Here is a 16999-nt window from a genome sequence, read left to right as displayed (position 1 = left end):
ATTAAATAGATTTACCTTGAAAACAAAACAACAAACAGCGAGTCATTTATTTGAAATTAGTACAATTTCAAAACAAATCATTTTTGTTTTTCTAATTTTACTTTGTCTAACTTCAATTATATCTCCACCAATCGCCTTATTATTAGGTTTATTGGTGGCAAATTTATCTGGGAACCCATTTTTAGATTACAGTCATAAAGCAATTACTATTTTACTACAATTCTCCGTTGTAGGATTAGGATTCGGGATGAATGCAACTAGTGCATTATCAGCCGGAAAAGAAGGATTGGTTCTTACTATTGCATCAATTTTTAGTACAATTATTCTAGGGACTTTTTTAGGAAAATGGTTTGGAATCGATAAGAAAACATCTCACTTAATCTCTTGTGGAACTGCTATTTGTGGCGGGAGCGCTATTGCAGCAATTGCTCCAGTAATAAAATCTGATGAGAAACAAACATCGGTAGCCTTAGGAGTTATTTTTATACTAAACTCTATTGCTTTGTTCTTATTTCCATATATAGGACATGAATTAAACCTGTCGCAAAGAGAATTTGGCTTATGGTGTGCCATTGCAATTCACGATACAAGCTCGGTAGTAGGAGCAGCCAATAGATTTGGTGCAGAAGCTTTACAAATTGCAACAACAGTAAAACTAGCGCGTGCTTTATGGATTATCCCGATTGCGCTTATTACAACGGTGCTTTTTAAAAATAAACAAACAAGAATTAAAATCCCATACTTTATCGGGTTGTTTATTCTGGCGATGTTACTAAATACTTATGTACCACAAACGGCTATTATAGCCCCTTCAATGGTTGTTCTTGCTAAAATAGGACTAACGGTTACTTTATTCTTAATTGGGGCAGGATTGAACCTAAGCGTACTAAAAACAGTAGGAGTAAAGCCTTTGTTGCAAGGAGTTTTACTTTGGGTATTTATTGCTTCAGTTGCACTAATAGCAATTATACATTTTTCTTAATAATGGCAATCAAGAGTTTTGATTTACAATACTAACCTAGTAGTTTTAAAAATCTGTTAGGTTAAATTATTAAACTTCAACATCATTTGGACCTTTTTGATACTATCAAAGAGGTTATTTTTTTTAATTAACATAATCTTTAGCAATATCCTTTTGAATTCTGCTTAAATAAAATACTTTTGCACCCCTAATAAATATAAAAATGAAAAACTTTAAAATGAAACCAAGACTAATTGCATTATTTGCATTAGCAATTGGTTTTTTGACATTATCCTGGGGTATTGTTGGTCACGAGCGTATTAATAAAGCCGCAGTTATGGCTTTGCCAAATCAACTTCAGGTTTTCTTTTACAATCACATCGATTTTATTACACAAGAAGCTTCTGTACCAGATATTCGTAAATATGCCTTGAATTATAAAGATGAGAATCCGAGACATTATTTTGATATGGAAAATTTTGGTTCTGCAGACAGCTTACCAAAAACTTTAGAAGAAGCTAAGAAAAAATATGATGATAAATTCCTGAACGTAAACGGGATTTTGCCTTGGTATATCGAAGAAATGATGGTTAAATTAACCAAAGCTTTTAAAGATAAAAATCGTGCTGAAATCTTATTTCTTGCTGCCGATTTAGGTCATTATATTGGTGATGCGCACATGCCATTACATACTTCTGCAAATCATGACGGACAATTAACGGACCAAAAAGGAATTCACTCTCTTTGGGAAAGCAGATTACCTGAATTATTTGCTAAAAATTACAAGTTAAATGTTCCACAGGCGGTGTATTATGAAGATGTTCATAAAGCAACTTGGGATATGATTAATGATACACATAGTTTAGTTCAGCCGTTATTAGACGTTGATAAAAAACTAAGAACAGCAACTCCGGAAAATCAGGTTTTTAAAATTGATGCTGATGGAAAAGTAGTGAAAAGCAAATACAATTCGGCTGTTTTCTCTGATGATTATGCTAAGAAATTACATAAAGAGTTAAACGGAATGGTTGAAAGTCAGATGAGAAAAGCTATTACTGCAACTGCAAGTTTTTGGTACACTGCGTGGGTAAATGCAGGAAAACCTGATTTAAGTGGTTTAGATGCTCCAGCAGTTACACAAAGAAATTATCAAGCTTTAAGAGATGATTTAAAATTGTTTCAACAAGGAGATTTATTCGGAATGAAAAATCAAAATGACTAGAGGAAGGGACTAAGGTTCTGAGGCTCTGAGGTACTAAGGTTTTAGGCTCAAAGGTACAAAGGGGCAAAGGTTTTTAAAGGGACTGAGACTCTAAGTTACTAAGGTTCTAAGAAAGACAAAGGCTCAGAAGTTCTGAGAAAGATAAAAAGGCTCAAATTCTATTGAATTTGAGCCTTTTTTAGTGCTTTTTACTTTGCGAACTTAGCGTAAAACTTTGCAATCTTTGCGGTTAAATTTTCAAAACCTTAGTGCCTCAGAACCTTTGAACCTTTCCTAAACCTTTGAGCCTTTGCACCTTTTTTTTAAAACTCATATTTCTTATGCTTCAACATATCCGAAGCAGTTTGATAATACGAAATCGTCTCGTTAACCAAATCGGTTCTTTCTTTTGCTAAAGGAATTTCATCGTAGAATATCTGATATTCTGGTGCAATACCTTTCTTCGGAATTAAGTTTAGCTGAAATTGTTTTACTTTTTGCTTTGGTGAAAGTATCGTTAATACATTATCTTTTATCAATCCCATATCTTGGTATGTTGCGATAAAAGCTCTAGGCTTATAATCTGATTTTAAAACATCTTCGCCATAAAACTTACTTTCGTAGCTAAAATTTAGTAATCCAAATACAGTTGGCATAATATCTATTTGCGACATCAGCTTATTATACTTTTGAGCAGGAACAAAACCAGGGCTATAAATAAAAGCCGGAATTCTATATTTATCTAGTGGAAGTTCTGTTTTTCCAGCACTAGACGCGCAATGATCGGCTACAATTACAAAAACAGTATTCTTAAACCAAGGCTGTTTACTAGCCATCTCAAAGAATCTTTTTAGGGCATAATCAGTATATTTTACGCCTCCATCACGGGATTTAATATCCCCAGGAATATCAATTTTACCATTAGGATATGTAAACGGACGGTGATTACTTACTGTCATGATATGATTAAAGAAAGGCTTATTTGCTTTTGCTTCAGCATTCATAACCTTTATCGCTTTATTGGACATATCTTCATCACAAACACCCCAAACATTTGAGAATGTAATTTCTTCGGGTGTAAAACTAGATTTATCTACAATATCATATCCATTTCCTGAATAAAAATCCTGCATATTATCAAAATAAGCATCTCCACCATAAAGATATTTAGTAGTATATCCTTTCTCTCTAAAAACAAATCCTGTCGAGAACTTATTCTTATTGTCTTCTCTTTTTACAACGCTTTCTCCGGCAGTAGGAGGAATACATAATGTAACTGCTTCCAGACCACGAACGGTTCTATTACCAACTGCATATAAATTAGTAAACTCTAAGCTTTTATTAGCCAGACTATCTAAGAATGGAGTCATATTCTCTTCGTTACCATAACGTTTCATAAACTCGGCACTATAACTTTCGATAGTTATCAAGACTACATTTTTACGATTTTCTGCAGAATCACTTTGTATCTTTCGTAAAGTACTTTCGCCAGATATAGTTGGTAATTGTTGTTTCAGAATTTTATAAGCTTCGGCATTAGGAATAGTTTTATAAAATTTAAAATAATCTAAACTACTGTTTTTGTAGGCTAAATAGAATTTATACAATCCGTTTGATTGAAGTTCATTGGAAAATACATTTTCAGAATTTTCACTAAGCGCTAGACGTGGAATTGCAAATAATGAAAAAACAAAAAGCGTAACGTATAAAGCTGATATTTTTATCTTTTCAAGAAATGAAGGAATAGCATCAATATAAATTCTTGTTTTCTTTACAATAAAATAAGTAACTGTTCCTGCAATTAAAAAAAGAGCAGAAAATAAAGGAATTACAGGATAGGATTGTATTATATTACCAATAACCTCATTAGTATAAACCAAATAATTTACTGCAATAAAGTTATACTTTACACCAAATTCATTCCAGAAAAAATATTCACTTATTCCGTTTTGCAAGATTAAAAGCACGTACAAAAAGATCACAAAGGCAAATAACCAAAATCTAATTTTATCACGATAGTTAGGAAGAAAAAGTAATAATCCAAATAAAAATGTTTTTATACCAACAAAAATAAGTACTATTTGTGGTAAGGCTCCACCATACTCGTTAAGGATACTTTTTCCGCTTGCTATATAAAGAAAAAGAGCTATAAGTATTCCAAAAATAATGTAACCTGATGGTTTTAAATACTTAGAGTTGGAGATAAAAATAAGATACAACCATAAAAAAACACTTGCTACAACAAACACAAAAACATCAGATACTAATCCCAATCCAAATATTTTGATGGTATCAATAAAACTAAATGAAGTTTCGGTTATAGGATGAAAAAACAAAACTAATCTCAATACAAAACTTACTAGTAAATAAAATAAAGAGAGATAATAAAATGGGGCTAATTTCTTGTATAATGTCATCTAAAAAATTTTATTGCAAATTTAATTCTTTCTATTAGTCGGCTATTAGCCAAACCTTTCGCATGACTTAGCATTGCCTTAAGATTGTCTTAAGATGGTGTTTTTTATCTTTAATTTAAGGAAATATACAGCTTTTTATTTAGAATCTAATTCTTACAAAGAGATGTAAAAATAATTAGGTAGTAATAACGCTTAGTTTTTTAAGTTCAAAAACATTTATCTTTGAAACTAGTAAATAGAATTATTTAGAGAATCTTATCAATTTTAGAATATATAACAAATTAAAAAATGCATATTTTAATAGTCGAAGATGAAGCTGGTATTGTACAATTTCTTCAGCAAGGTTTAGAAGAAGAGGGATACCAAATTACTACAGCATCAGATGGATTGGCTGGTTTTGAATTAATTCAGAAACAAAAATTTGATTTAATTTTACTCGATTGGATGCTTCCCAAAATCACAGGAATAGATTTATGTAAAGCCATTAGAATAAAAGATACTACAACACCAATCATTTTTTTAACAGCAAAAGATACTATTCTTGAAACCGTTGAAGGATTAAAAGCTGGGGCAAATGATTATATAAAAAAGCCATTTAGTTTTGAAGAGTTGGTCGAACGAATTAAAATTCATTTCAGAAACCAGAAAACCCCCGAAATACTCACGCTTGGAGCAATCCAAATTAATTTGGTGCAACACACCGTTATGACAAATAACACAACTGTTTCGCTTACTCAACGTGAGTTTGAATTACTAACTTATTTGGTTAAGAATAAGGGCAAAGTGTGTACACGAAATCAGATTTTGCAGGATGTATGGCAAATAAATTTTGAATACGACACTAGCGTTATTGATGTTTTTATGAATGCTATTAGAAAAAAGCTGAATTTAAAAATCGAGGAAGATTACATAAAAACAATTCGAGGTATTGGTTACATCGCAAACGACTAAAAAATGCTACAATTTTCGTTTAAAAACAGAATCGCTTTTAATTATATAATTATTACCGCATTATTAATTTTTGTGGTCTTTTTTACTATTTATTCTATTGTAAAACAAAGTGTTTACAGCCATATAGATAATGATATCATCGTTGAAATTAAAAATCATTTAGATGAAATTAAAGTCAAAAATGGGATATTGACTTTAATAGATGTAGAAGAATGGAATGAACGCGAACATAATACTGTCGATGTAAATCCGGTTTTTGTTCAGTTCTTAGATGTAAATGGAAAAATTATAGAGAAATCTCCCAATTTAAAACTTGAAACACTAACGTTTCATAGCCAAAAAGAAAATTTTGAATTGTTTAATACCAAGTTACTTGATAATATTATCAGACAAATTCAGGTTCCTATTTATGTAAATCAAAAGAAAATAGGATATTTAATGATCGCCATGTCATTAACAGACTCTACATTGGTACTCGACAACTTATTTTATATACTGGTTGTAGCGTTTCCGCTTATTTTGATATTATTATTTTTTATAGCAAGATTTTTTGCAGGAAGAAGTATAAAACCAATTAATACTATTATCGAAACCTCGAATATTATTACCAAAGACAATTTAAGAACCAGGATTCCGCTACCAGTAAATCGAGATGAATTGCATGTATTATCAAAAACAATAAATAGCTTACTAGACAGACTTGAAAATGCTGTAGAGAGAGAGAAACAGTTTACATCTTATGCGTCTCATGAATTAAGAACACCATTAACTATTATTAAAGGAACACTTGAGGTTTTAATACGTAAACCTCGTAATAACAATGAATATGAAGAGAAAATAAATTTTTGTATTACCGAAGTTGATCGATTAAATATTCTAGTAGATCAATTGTTATTATTGGCACGATTCGAAAATCAAAAGCAAAGTTTACATATCGAAAAAGTATATTTAAATGCTTTAATTTTAGATACAATTTCGCAGTATTCAAGTAATATACAATCTAAAAATATTCATATTGTTACAGAATTTAAAAAAGATTATTGTCTGGATACCGATCGCTATTTGCTTTCGATAATTATGAATAATTTAATTTCAAATGCAATCAAATATTCTCATGAAAATGGTAAAGTCAGTATTATAGTTGCTGAAACTTCTGATGGTGTTGAATGCCAAATAATCGATTCCGGAATAGGAATTACATCGGATGATTTACAAAAAGTATTTGACCAATTTTTCCGTTCACATTCAGAGCTACATCCCGATATTAACGGAATGGGACTAGGTTTGTCTATTGTAAAAAAATTAAGTTTACTATTAGATATTACAATTTCTGTGTCCAGTAAATTAAACGAAGGAACGACATTAAAACTTGGTTTTTATAAAAATGAAATCGATTAAATCAAACTCAAATTTCATTAAATAAATAGCAATATTTCCCTGTATAAACGGGATAGAATTAGGTAATTTAACAATAAAGTCATTTTAAGTTAAATTAAAAATTGCTTTTTAATTAATTAATCTAGTATATTTGCAAACGAAACAAAGAAAAAAAACAATTCTAGTTATGTTATTAATTCAATTACATCATCATCATTTTCATTATTGCCCTCAAGCGATGTGTTAATGGTATGCGTGTAAATCATCATATTTTAAAAACCCGTTTGAGTACATCAAACGGGTTTTTTTATACCCAATTCTTTGTACTCAGACTATTAATTTAAACCAAAAAACTAAAATGAGTACTTTAAAAATTGCAATTCAAAAATCAGGTCGTTTAAACGAAGAAAGCATTCAAATCTTAAAAGATTGCGGAATTTCGATAGATAACGGAAACGACCAATTAAAAGCCGAAGCGACTAATTTCCCGTTAGAAGTTTTATTTCTAAGAAATTCAGATATTCCACAATATTTAATCGATGGAGTTGTAGACGCTGCTATTGTTGGAGATAATTTATTGGTAGAGAAAGGAAAAGGCATTCAGATTGCACAAAAATTAGGATTTTCAAAATGCAAAGTTTCTGTTGCAGTTCCTAAAGCCTTCGAATACAATTCTATAAAAGACCTTAACGGATTGCGTATTGCAACTTCATACCCTAACACCGTTACCGAATATTTTAATTCATTCGGATTATCAGTAGACATTCACCAAATATCAGGATCAGTAGAAATTGCTCCAAACATAGGTCTTGCAGATGCAATTGTAGATATTGTTTCAAGCGGAAGCACCTTGTTTAAAAATAACCTGAAAGAGGTAGAAATAATCTTAAAAAGCGAGGCAGTTCTAGCTGTTTCTCCTAAGATAAACCCTGAGAATCAAAAACTAATTGATACCCTTAAATTCAGAATAGAATCAGTTCTTAGAGCTAGAAAATCAAGATATATATTGATGAATATTCCGAATGATAAAATCGAAGAAGTAGGTAAAATACTTCCTGTTTTACGAAGCCTTACCGTATTGCCATTAGCGCAGGAAGGATGGAGTAGTGTACACTCCGTAATCGATAAAGACACTTTTTGGGATGTAATAGATAAACTAAAAGATGTTGGCGCCGAAGGAATTTTGGTTTGTCCAATCGAAAAAATGGTTCTTTAGAGCTTCGCTCGCATTAGGCTTTAGGCAATATGCTTTTAGCCCAAAAAAATACAACACAAACTTAATAAAGCTTATGGCTTAGAGCCTAAAGCTTAAAGCATAAAAGAAAATGAACAAGATATATAACCCAACACCCGAGACTTGGTCGGAAATATTAAAAAGACCAACCAAAACCATCGATGATATCGAAACTACGGTTAAAGAAATTTTTAAAGAAGTACAAAAAAAAGGAGACGAAGCAGTTTCTAAATACACTTCGATATTTGATGGAATTGTCTTAGATACCAATGAAGTTTCGCAAGAAGAAATAAACGAAGCAATTACTTTGATATCTGATGAACTTAAAGAAGCTATTCAGCTAGCTAAAAGCAATATTTACAAGTTTCACTCGGCACAAAAAACCGAAAGAATCACAATCGAAACTACCAAAGGTGTAAATTGCTGGCAAGAAAAAAGACCAATCCAAAAAATTGGTTTGTACATTCCGGGAGGAACAGCGTCTTTGTTCTCAACCGTTTTAATGCTTGCAGTTCCAGCAGCAATTGCAGGTTGCAATGAAATCGTTTTGTGTTCTCCCCCAGATAAAAACGGAAAAATAAATCCAGCTATATTATATGCTGCAAATTTATGCGGAGTAACCAAAATTATAAAAGTAGGAGGAATCCAAGCTATTGCCGGAATGACATTTGGTACAGAAACAATTCCTAAAGTGTATAAAATATTTGGCCCAGGAAATCAGTTTGTAACTGTTGCTAAACAACTGGCAACACAGTTTGGAGTAGCGATAGATATGCCAGCAGGACCATCAGAATTATTGGTAGTTGCCGATGATAGCGCCGTTCCAGCCTTTGTAGCTTCTGATTTATTATCGCAAGCAGAACACGGAACGGATAGTCAGGTAATATTAGTTTCGACTTCAAAAATTCTGATTGATGCTGTAGAAAGCGAAATTCAATCGCAAATGGCTGTTTTACCAAGAAAAGCAATAGCCGAAAAAGCAATCGCAAATTCAAAATTAATCTTTGTAGAAAATAGTACTATTGCGCTTCAGTTAATTAATGAATATGGTCCGGAACACTTTATTATTTGCACTAATGATGAGGATTTTTATGTAGATGGAATATATAATGCTGGATCAGTTTTTATAGGTAATTATACGCCAGAAAGTGCTGGAGATTACGCATCTGGAACCAATCATACTTTGCCAACAAATGGATATGCCAAGAATTATAGCGGAGTGAATCTGGATAGTTTTATGAAATCGATGACTTTTCAGAAAATAACCGAAAAAGGAATCCAGAATATCGGAAAAGCGATCGAAGTTATGGCTGAAGCCGAAGGATTACAAGCTCATAAAAATGCAGTGACTTTGCGATTGGCGAAAATAGAGGCAAGTGAATAGAGTAAAGAGTAAAGAGTAAAGAGTAAAGAGACAAGATAACAGAGTAAAGACTATACGATAAATAAATAGAGTAAAAACTATATAGTAGAGAGTAGATGATAGGTTAAAAAAATATAGAGTAAAGACTATATAATAAGTGAATATAGAGTAAAAGCTATACAATAGAATAAAGAAAATCAATACTATGTTTTTAAAGCCAATGGCTATTATCTATTCTCTTGCTTCTATTCTCTTTCTTCTATAAATCTTACCTCTCTAAAAAAAATAACATGGAAAATTTTGATATAAATAACTTAGTGCGTGAAAACGTAAAACAATTAAAACCTTATTCGTCTGCACGTGATGAATTTGAAGATTTTGATACTGCCGATATGGTTTTTCTGGATGCTAACGAAAATCCTTTTGAAAATGGTGTAAATCGTTATCCAGATCCACAGCAAAATAACGTTAAACAAGTTTTAGCAAAGCAAAAGGGCATTAATCTAAACCAGATTTTATTAGGAAACGGAAGTGATGAAGTATTGGATTTATTATTTCGTGCATTTTGTGAACCAAAAAAAGACAACATAATTTCGTTACCGCCAACATACGGAATGTATAGTGTTCTGGCTAATATAAACGATGTAGAAAATAAAGAGGTTTTGCTTTCGGAAGATTTCCAACCAAAAGTTGACCAAATATTAGAAGCTGTTAATGACAATACCAAAATACTCTTTTTATGTTCGCCAAACAATCCAACAGGAAATTCATTTTCTGATGAAAGCGTGGTAGCTTTATTGCAGAATTTTAAAGGTTTAGTGGTAATTGACGAAGCATATATAGACTTCTCTAAAAAAGAAAGTTGGATAAACGAATTAGATGAATATCCTAATTTAGTAATCACCCAAACACTCTCTAAAGCTTATGGTTTAGCAGGAATACGTTTAGGAATTTGTTATGCATCGGCAGCAGTAATTTCGGTTTTAAATAAAATAAAACCACCTTATAATGTAAACGAACTAACGCAACAAAGAGCTGGTTTACGATTAAAAGAAACCGCTAAAATAAATACCGAAATAGCTGCTATTATAGCACAAAGAGAGCAATTACTTAAAGTATTACTTAATGTGAAATTTGTAGAGAAAATATATCCAACCGAAGCTAATTTTATATTGGTAAAAGTAGATGACGCTAACAAAAGATATGATGAACTTATTGCAAAAGGAATCGTTATAAGAAACAGAACGACTCAGCCATTATGCGAAAATTGTTTGCGATTAACTATTGGAACTGAAGCTGAAAATAAAAAATTAATTGAAGCATTGAAGCTATTAAACTAAAAAACAGGCCACAGATTTTTTAGGACTTTGAGAAAGAGTTGCTAACTTAGATTGTCTATAAAGGGACGCGGATGATACGGATTTACAAAAGTAAAGCCGCGGATTAAAACTGATTTAAAAACAATCAAAAATAAAATCCGTTTTAATCCGTGTTTTCGCGATAGCGAATCCGCATAATCCGCGTTCCTTTCGCAAAGAGTTAGATTGAATTTCACAGATTAAACGGATTATTAAAGTTTCTCCTCACTAAAAGAAATCTTCTTAATCCTTGAAATCAGTGGCAAAAAAAAATATAACATGAAAAAAGTACTTTTTATAGACCGTGACGGAACGATGGTTCTGGAACCAGCAGATTACCAATTGGATAGTTTTGACAAACTAGAGTTCTATCCAAAAGCGTTTCAATATCTGGCTAAAATTGCCAATGAATTAGATTATGAGTTAGTAATGGTAACTAACCAAGATGGATTAGGAACTGATTCTCATCCTGAAGATTCATTCTGGCCAATACATAATTTTATTATGAAGGCGTTTGAGAACGAAGGAGTTATTTTTAAAGCTGTTTTTATAGATAAAACTTTCCCGCATGAGAACGCAATAACGCGCAAACCAAGAACGGGAATGCTTACTCAATATCTTGATAATCCAGAATATGATCTGGAAAATTCATTTGTGTTAGGAGATCGTTTAACAGATGTAGAATTGGCTAAAAACCTAGGTTCTAAAGCTATTTTTATTAATACTGATGAAGGTTTGGGGAGCACAGAAGTAGCTTCAAAAAGAGAAGAATTAGATCCTGTTATTGCACTACAAACCACCGATTGGAAGACGATTTACGAATTTTTGAAGCTAGAAGCACGCTCGGCTTCGATAACTCGTAAAACCAACGAAACTGATATTTATATCAACCTGAATCTTGATGGAACTGGAAAAAGCAAAATCGAAACTGGGATTGCATTTTTTGACCATATGCTGGATCAAATAGCGCGTCATGGACAAATGGATCTTGAAATCCTTGTAAAAGGAGATCTCGAAGTCGATGAGCACCACACAATCGAAGATACTGCAATTGCGCTAGGAGAAGTGTTTGCTAAAGCATTAGGAAACAAACTAGGAATTGAACGTTACGGCTTTTGCTTGCCAATGGACGACTGCTTATCGCAAGTTGCTATAGATTTTGGAGGAAGAAATTGGCTGGTTTGGGAAACCGAATTTAAACGTGAAATGGTTGGGAAGATGCCAACAGAAATGTTTTTCCATTTCTTTAAATCATTCTCGGATGGTGCCAAAGCAAATATTAATATTAAAGCTGAAGGAACAAACGAGCATCACAAAATTGAAGCGATTTTTAAAGCTTTCGCGAAAGCAATAAAAGTTGCCGTAAAAAGAGATACCGAGAAAATGATTTTACCATCGACAAAAGGAATGTTGTAGCCCCCTTACCCCCAAAGGGGGAATTACCAATCTATACAAATATATTATGAATCAAAATATCACACAATCTACAATAACTCCCCCTTCGGGGGCTGGGGGGCTTGTCATTATAAATTACGGTGCAGGAAACATACAAAGTATCATGTTCGCAATCGAAAGATTAGGATTTAAAGCTACTTTGAGTAATAATCCTGACGAAATACAAGCTGCGGATAAAGTTATTTTCCCCGGAGTTGGCGAAGCAAGTTCGGCAATGGAAAAATTAATTGAGAGCGGCTTAAATAATTTGATTCCAAATTTAAAACAGCCCGTTTTAGGTATTTGTTTGGGAATGCAGTTAATGTGCAAATCATCTGAAGAAGGAAATACCAAAGGTTTGGGAATATTTGATGTCGATGTAATAAAATTCACCCCTTCGGTAAAAGTACCACAAATGGGCTGGAATAATATTTATAATTTGCAATCGCCTTTGTTTACTGGGGTTAATGAAAACGAGTATATGTATTTAGTGCATAGTTTTTACGCGCCACTTTGCAAAGAAGCAATCGCTACAACGAATTATGAAGTAGAATATGCATCGGCTTTACAGAAAAATAATTTTTACGGAACCCAATTTCACCCTGAAAAGAGCGGAGATATTGGAGAGAAGATTTTGTCGAATTTCTTAAAAATGAATGATTTAATAATTTAAATATTGAAAAAATCCAACAATCTTTAAATTATTAAATTTTTAAATCTTTTAATAAAAAACAATGAGAATAATACCAGCAATAGATATCATCGAGGGAAAATGTGTTCGCTTATCCAAAGGGGATTACAATACTAAGATTATTTACAACGAAAATCCGCTAGAAGTAGCTAAATCATTTGAAGCACACGGAATAGAATACCTGCATTTAGTAGATTTAGATGGTGCAAAATCGAGCCGAATCGTGAACTATAAGATTCTGGAAGAGATTGCTACAAAAACAAGTTTAAAAATTGATTTTGGAGGAGGATTAAAATCCGATGCTGATTTAAAAATTGCTTTCGAAAGTGGTGCAAACCAAATAACCGGCGGAAGTATTGCAGTAAAAAACAGAGAAATATTCGAAAAATGGATTGCCGAATACGGTTCTGATAAAATAATCCTTGGTGCTGATGCTAATAATGAAAAAGTTGCTGTTTCGGGCTGGCTAGAAGATTCTAATGAAGATTTGATTCCGTTTATTAAAGATTACATAAAAAAAGGAATTGAATACGTCATTTGTACCGATATTGCCAAAGACGGAATGCTCGAAGGTCCAAGTTTTGATTTGTATGAAAAAATATTAGATCAAGGAACAGTGATTGCTGATGATAAAGCCATCGTAAGAAAAATAAAACTAATTGCTTCTGGTGGAATTTCAACCTTTGACGAATTACCAAAACTAGAAGAATTAGGTTGTGAAGGAACCATTATTGGGAAAGCGATTTATGAAGGACGGATTTCATTGAAGCAACTAGAGAACTATATATTAAGTATTAATTATTAAGGATGAAGTATTAAGTTATGAATGAGGATGTTATTAAAAAGAAAAGTTTTTCATTTGCTATAAGAATTGTTAATCTATATAAAATATTAAATGGTAGAGGAGAGTATGTAATGAGTAAACAAATATTGCGTTCAGGTACTTCTGTTGGTGCAAATATTAGAGAAGCAAAAAATGCAGAAAGTAAAGCTGATTTTATACATAAAATGGGAATTTCTCAAAAAGAGGCTGATGAAACCTTATACTGGTTAGAACTTTTACAAGCAACAGATTATATTTCTAATGAAGAATTTTTAAGTATGAATAATGATGGTATTGAAGTTTTAAAATTAATAAAAAGCATAATTATAACTTCGAAAAACAACCACAAAAAGAATTAATACTTCATCCTTAATACTTACGATAGATGTTAACAAAAAGAATAATCCCTTGTCTTGATATAAAAAACGGAAGAACTGTAAAAGGTGTAAATTTTGTAGATTTACGTGATGCGGGAGATCCAGTGGAACTAGCCAAAATATATTCGGATGAAGGTGCCGATGAATTGGTTTTTTTAGATATTTCGGCAACCGAAGAAAGACGCAAAACCTTGATCGATTTAGTTCGAAAAGTGGCTTCGACAATAAATATTCCGTTTACCGTAGGCGGTGGAATCTCATCTGTCGAAGATGTTGAAATTTTGCTCAATAACGGAGCAGATAAAGTTTCTATTAATTCTTCGGCAGTCAAAAATCCGCAGTTAATTAATGACTTAGCACAAAAATTTGGAAGCCAATGCGTGGTTGTGGCTATAGATGCCAAACAAATTAACGATCAATGGATTGTGCATTTAGTAGGCGGAAAAGTCCCTACGGAATTAAACCTATTCGATTGGGCTGTAGAAGTTGCCCAACGTGGTGCAGGCGAAATCTTGTTTACCTCAATGGATAATGACGGAACTAAAAACGGATTTGCAAACGAAGCTTTGGCTAAACTTTCAGAATTGGTAAATATCCCGATAATAGCATCAGGCGGAGCAGGAAATATTCAGCATTTTGTAGATACTTTTAAAATAGGTAAAGCAGATGCAGCACTAGCGGCAAGTGTTTTTCATTTTAAAGAAATTGAGATAAAAGCTTTAAAACAAGAACTTAAAAATAATAATATTGAAGTAAGGCTTTAATTTAAATATTTACAATACAAACCAATATATGCAGAACAAAGACAAAATAGAAATCCCAATGAGTAAAGGTAAATTGATAAAACTATTATTTTTTTCAATCTTATTTTTAGTCGCAAGCCTTTGGATATTATTGGATCAACCAGAAGTAGGTAATCCGATTTTTAATAATCTAATTATAAAAAACACAGCCTCTATTTTGGGGACTTTAATGGGATTGTTTGGTATATATTTTTGTACAAAAAAAATATTCGATAAAAAACCGGGAGTTATTATTGATAATATGGGAATAGTCGATAATTCTTCGGGAGTTTCAATAGGAAGAATACCATGGACAGATGTTATGGCTGTTGCCGAACGAGCAGTTATAACTCAAAAATTTGTTACCATTTATCTTAAAAATCCAGAAGATTATATTAACAAAGAAACTAATTCGATTAAAAGAAAAATGCTTAAAATGAACTTTAAAGAATCCGGTTCGCCAGTAAGTATTTCTGCGAATGGACTTAAAATTCCTTTTATCGAACTGAAATATAATATAACACAGAAATTTGAAGAATTTCAAGCTAATGAAATTAAATCATCTTTAAATTCTTAAATTTTTTAATCTTTAAATAAAAAAATGAAAATAGATTTCTTAAAAAATAGCGACAGATTAATTCCGGCAATAATCCAGGATAGCGAAACCAAAAACGTATTGATGCTTGGTTACATGAATGAAGAAGCGTATCAAAAAACAATCGAAACTCAAAAAGTTACATTCTACAGCCGTACCAAAAAACGATTGTGGACAAAAGGCGAGGAGAGCGGTAACTTTTTGCACCTAAAAAGCATTAAAAATGACTGCGATAACGACACACTTTTAATACAGGTACAACCCGAAGGACCAACCTGTCATACAGGTGCAGACACCTGCTGGCAAGAAGAGAACAAAACTAATTACGGATTTATTTCGGATCTTGAGGATACAATTAAATCAAGAAGAGAAAACGCCGATTCTGAGAAAAGCTATGTCGCTTCCTTATTTAAATTAGGCATTAACAAAATAGCTCAAAAAGTAGGCGAAGAAGCCATAGAAGTGGTTATCGAAGCCAAAGACGATAACGATGATTTATTCCTGAGCGAAAGTGCCGATTTACTTTTTCACTATCTAATATTACTACAAGCCAAAGGTTTTCAGATAGATGATGTTGTAGAAGTATTAAAAAAACGTCAGAAGTAGATTATTAGGGAACAGCAACCTTTGTCAAAGTTCAAACTTTGACAAAGGTCTCTAAGACGCACTGCGGTGCGCCTCTACGGAAAACCTTTGTCCCTTTGCGCCTCAGAACCTTAGTACCTTTAGCCTTACTCCACAAACTCAAAAACCTTAAACTGATCAGGTTGATGAAATCCAAATTGTGAGCCGTCATAAGGGGAAATTGCCTGATATTCGGTTTCATTACCATAATCGATTCTAAAAAGATTTCCTTTCCATTTTGTACCAACTACAGGAACAGTAAAACCTGCATCTTTAACTGCGGTTAAGCTAGAAAACGGAATCATGATTTCTGTATCATAACCGTCTTTGTTAATTTTACTGGCGGTTTTTAGTCCAGTAATATCTAATGAAATATCGGTATCCCAGCCACCGCAAGAGGGTGAAATACAATGAATAATCATATCATAATTGCTTGAAAAAGCATTAACACCAATCTCAATATAGTTTTCAGAATCTCCATCGGGATCCAGAAATAACTCAACCAAATCATCGGTGTTAAATATTTGAGTATCATGATTTATAGCCGAGCCAATAATTTTGGAATCTTTACTCTTATATCCTAAATATAAGTTTTCATTATCCCAAGAAAGGGAAACATAGGTTTCCTGAGTGGCTTTTGCTCCAGAATCATGTATAACAAATGGGCCAATAAAAGGAGTCTTCCAATCGGATAAATCACCATCGATAGTAATAGCATTCGTTATTCGATGAATAGGAATATTTTGAGAATAAGATAAAAATGAAAAAAGAAAAACTACAAAATAAAATAAATGGGAGAGCTTCATAACTA

At 32.4% G+C, this 16999-nt stretch carries 16 protein-coding genes; 14 read left to right on the top strand and 2 right to left on the bottom strand.

What is annotated here, in order from left to right:
• Positions 1–16: 16 nt before the first annotated feature.
• Positions 17–982 carry a YeiH family protein gene (locus tag AC3IPI_RS18230; protein WP_489154715.1) on the top strand — a complete coding sequence of 322 codons (966 nt, stop codon included), beginning with the start codon at positions 17–19 and terminating at the stop codon, positions 980–982.
• Between the two features lie 202 nt (positions 983–1184).
• A complete protein-coding gene (locus tag AC3IPI_RS18225) occupies positions 1185–2183 on the top strand; it encodes a zinc dependent phospholipase C family protein (RefSeq protein ID WP_323491436.1) in 999 nt (332 codons plus the stop codon).
• 302 nt (positions 2184–2485) lie between these two features.
• Here AC3IPI_RS18225 and AC3IPI_RS18220 read toward each other — a convergent pair whose 3' ends face one another.
• Positions 2486–4579, bottom strand: coding sequence for an LTA synthase family protein (locus AC3IPI_RS18220; RefSeq protein ID WP_489154714.1), 2094 nt, complete (start codon positions 4577–4579; stop codon positions 2486–2488).
• A 288-nt stretch (positions 4580–4867) separates the two neighbouring features.
• Here AC3IPI_RS18220 and AC3IPI_RS18215 point away from each other — a divergent pair, with 288 nt between their 5' ends.
• The 12 genes from AC3IPI_RS18215 (at position 4868) to hisIE (ending at position 16170) form a co-directional block, all read left to right on the top strand.
• Positions 4868–5530: a response regulator transcription factor gene (locus AC3IPI_RS18215; protein WP_323491438.1), complete on the top strand. Its 663-nt coding sequence runs from the start codon at positions 4868–4870 to the stop codon at positions 5528–5530.
• A gap of 3 nt (positions 5531–5533) precedes the next feature.
• A complete protein-coding gene (locus AC3IPI_RS18210; RefSeq protein ID WP_323491439.1) occupies positions 5534–6928 on the top strand; it encodes a sensor histidine kinase in 1395 nt (464 codons plus the stop codon).
• 337 nt (positions 6929–7265) lie between these two features.
• Positions 7266–8123, top strand: a complete 858-nt coding sequence (gene hisG / locus AC3IPI_RS18205; RefSeq protein ID WP_489154711.1) for an ATP phosphoribosyltransferase — start codon at positions 7266–7268, stop codon at positions 8121–8123.
• A gap of 109 nt (positions 8124–8232) precedes the next feature.
• On the top strand, positions 8233–9525 hold the full coding sequence (hisD, locus tag AC3IPI_RS18200; RefSeq protein WP_489154709.1) for a histidinol dehydrogenase: 1293 nt from the start codon (positions 8233–8235) through the stop codon (positions 9523–9525).
• Positions 9526–9794: 269 nt separating this feature from the next.
• Entirely contained in the window at positions 9795–10844 is a 1050-nt protein-coding gene (gene hisC / locus AC3IPI_RS18195; RefSeq protein WP_489154707.1) for a histidinol-phosphate transaminase, read from the top strand.
• A 297-nt stretch (positions 10845–11141) separates the two neighbouring features.
• Positions 11142–12278 carry a bifunctional histidinol-phosphatase/imidazoleglycerol-phosphate dehydratase HisB gene (gene hisB / locus AC3IPI_RS18190; RefSeq protein ID WP_489154705.1) on the top strand — a complete coding sequence of 379 codons (1137 nt, stop codon included), beginning with the start codon at positions 11142–11144 and terminating at the stop codon, positions 12276–12278.
• A 46-nt stretch (positions 12279–12324) separates the two neighbouring features.
• Positions 12325–12969 (top strand): imidazole glycerol phosphate synthase subunit HisH, encoded by a 645-nt coding sequence (hisH, locus tag AC3IPI_RS18185; protein WP_489154703.1) that lies wholly within the window; start codon positions 12325–12327, stop codon positions 12967–12969.
• A gap of 61 nt (positions 12970–13030) precedes the next feature.
• Positions 13031–13792 carry a 1-(5-phosphoribosyl)-5-[(5-phosphoribosylamino)methylideneamino]imidazole-4-carboxamide isomerase gene (gene hisA, locus AC3IPI_RS18180; RefSeq protein ID WP_489154701.1) on the top strand — a complete coding sequence of 254 codons (762 nt, stop codon included), beginning with the start codon at positions 13031–13033 and terminating at the stop codon, positions 13790–13792.
• Between the two features lie 17 nt (positions 13793–13809).
• A complete protein-coding gene (locus tag AC3IPI_RS18175) occupies positions 13810–14169 on the top strand; it encodes a four helix bundle protein (RefSeq protein ID WP_489154699.1) in 360 nt (119 codons plus the stop codon).
• Positions 14170–14195: 26 nt separating this feature from the next.
• Positions 14196–14951 (top strand): imidazole glycerol phosphate synthase subunit HisF, encoded by a 756-nt coding sequence (hisF, locus tag AC3IPI_RS18170; protein ID WP_489154697.1) that lies wholly within the window; start codon positions 14196–14198, stop codon positions 14949–14951.
• A gap of 28 nt (positions 14952–14979) precedes the next feature.
• A complete protein-coding gene (locus tag AC3IPI_RS18165) occupies positions 14980–15546 on the top strand; it encodes an STM3941 family protein (protein WP_323491446.1) in 567 nt (188 codons plus the stop codon).
• 24 nt (positions 15547–15570) lie between these two features.
• Positions 15571–16170 carry a bifunctional phosphoribosyl-AMP cyclohydrolase/phosphoribosyl-ATP diphosphatase HisIE gene (gene hisIE, locus AC3IPI_RS18160; protein ID WP_323491447.1) on the top strand — a complete coding sequence of 200 codons (600 nt, stop codon included), beginning with the start codon at positions 15571–15573 and terminating at the stop codon, positions 16168–16170.
• Positions 16171–16295: 125 nt separating this feature from the next.
• Here the strand turns inward: hisIE and AC3IPI_RS18155 are convergent, their stop codons facing one another.
• Positions 16296–16994, bottom strand: a complete 699-nt coding sequence (locus tag AC3IPI_RS18155; protein WP_489154694.1) for a carbohydrate-binding family 9-like protein — start codon at positions 16992–16994, stop codon at positions 16296–16298.
• Positions 16995–16999 lie beyond the last annotated feature (5 nt).

The sequence above is a fragment of the Flavobacterium sp. GL_143 genome (genome assembly GCF_057834355.1).
The sequence above is the reverse complement of the archived record's forward strand: the minus strand, read 5'-3'. Positions and strand labels throughout refer to the sequence as shown.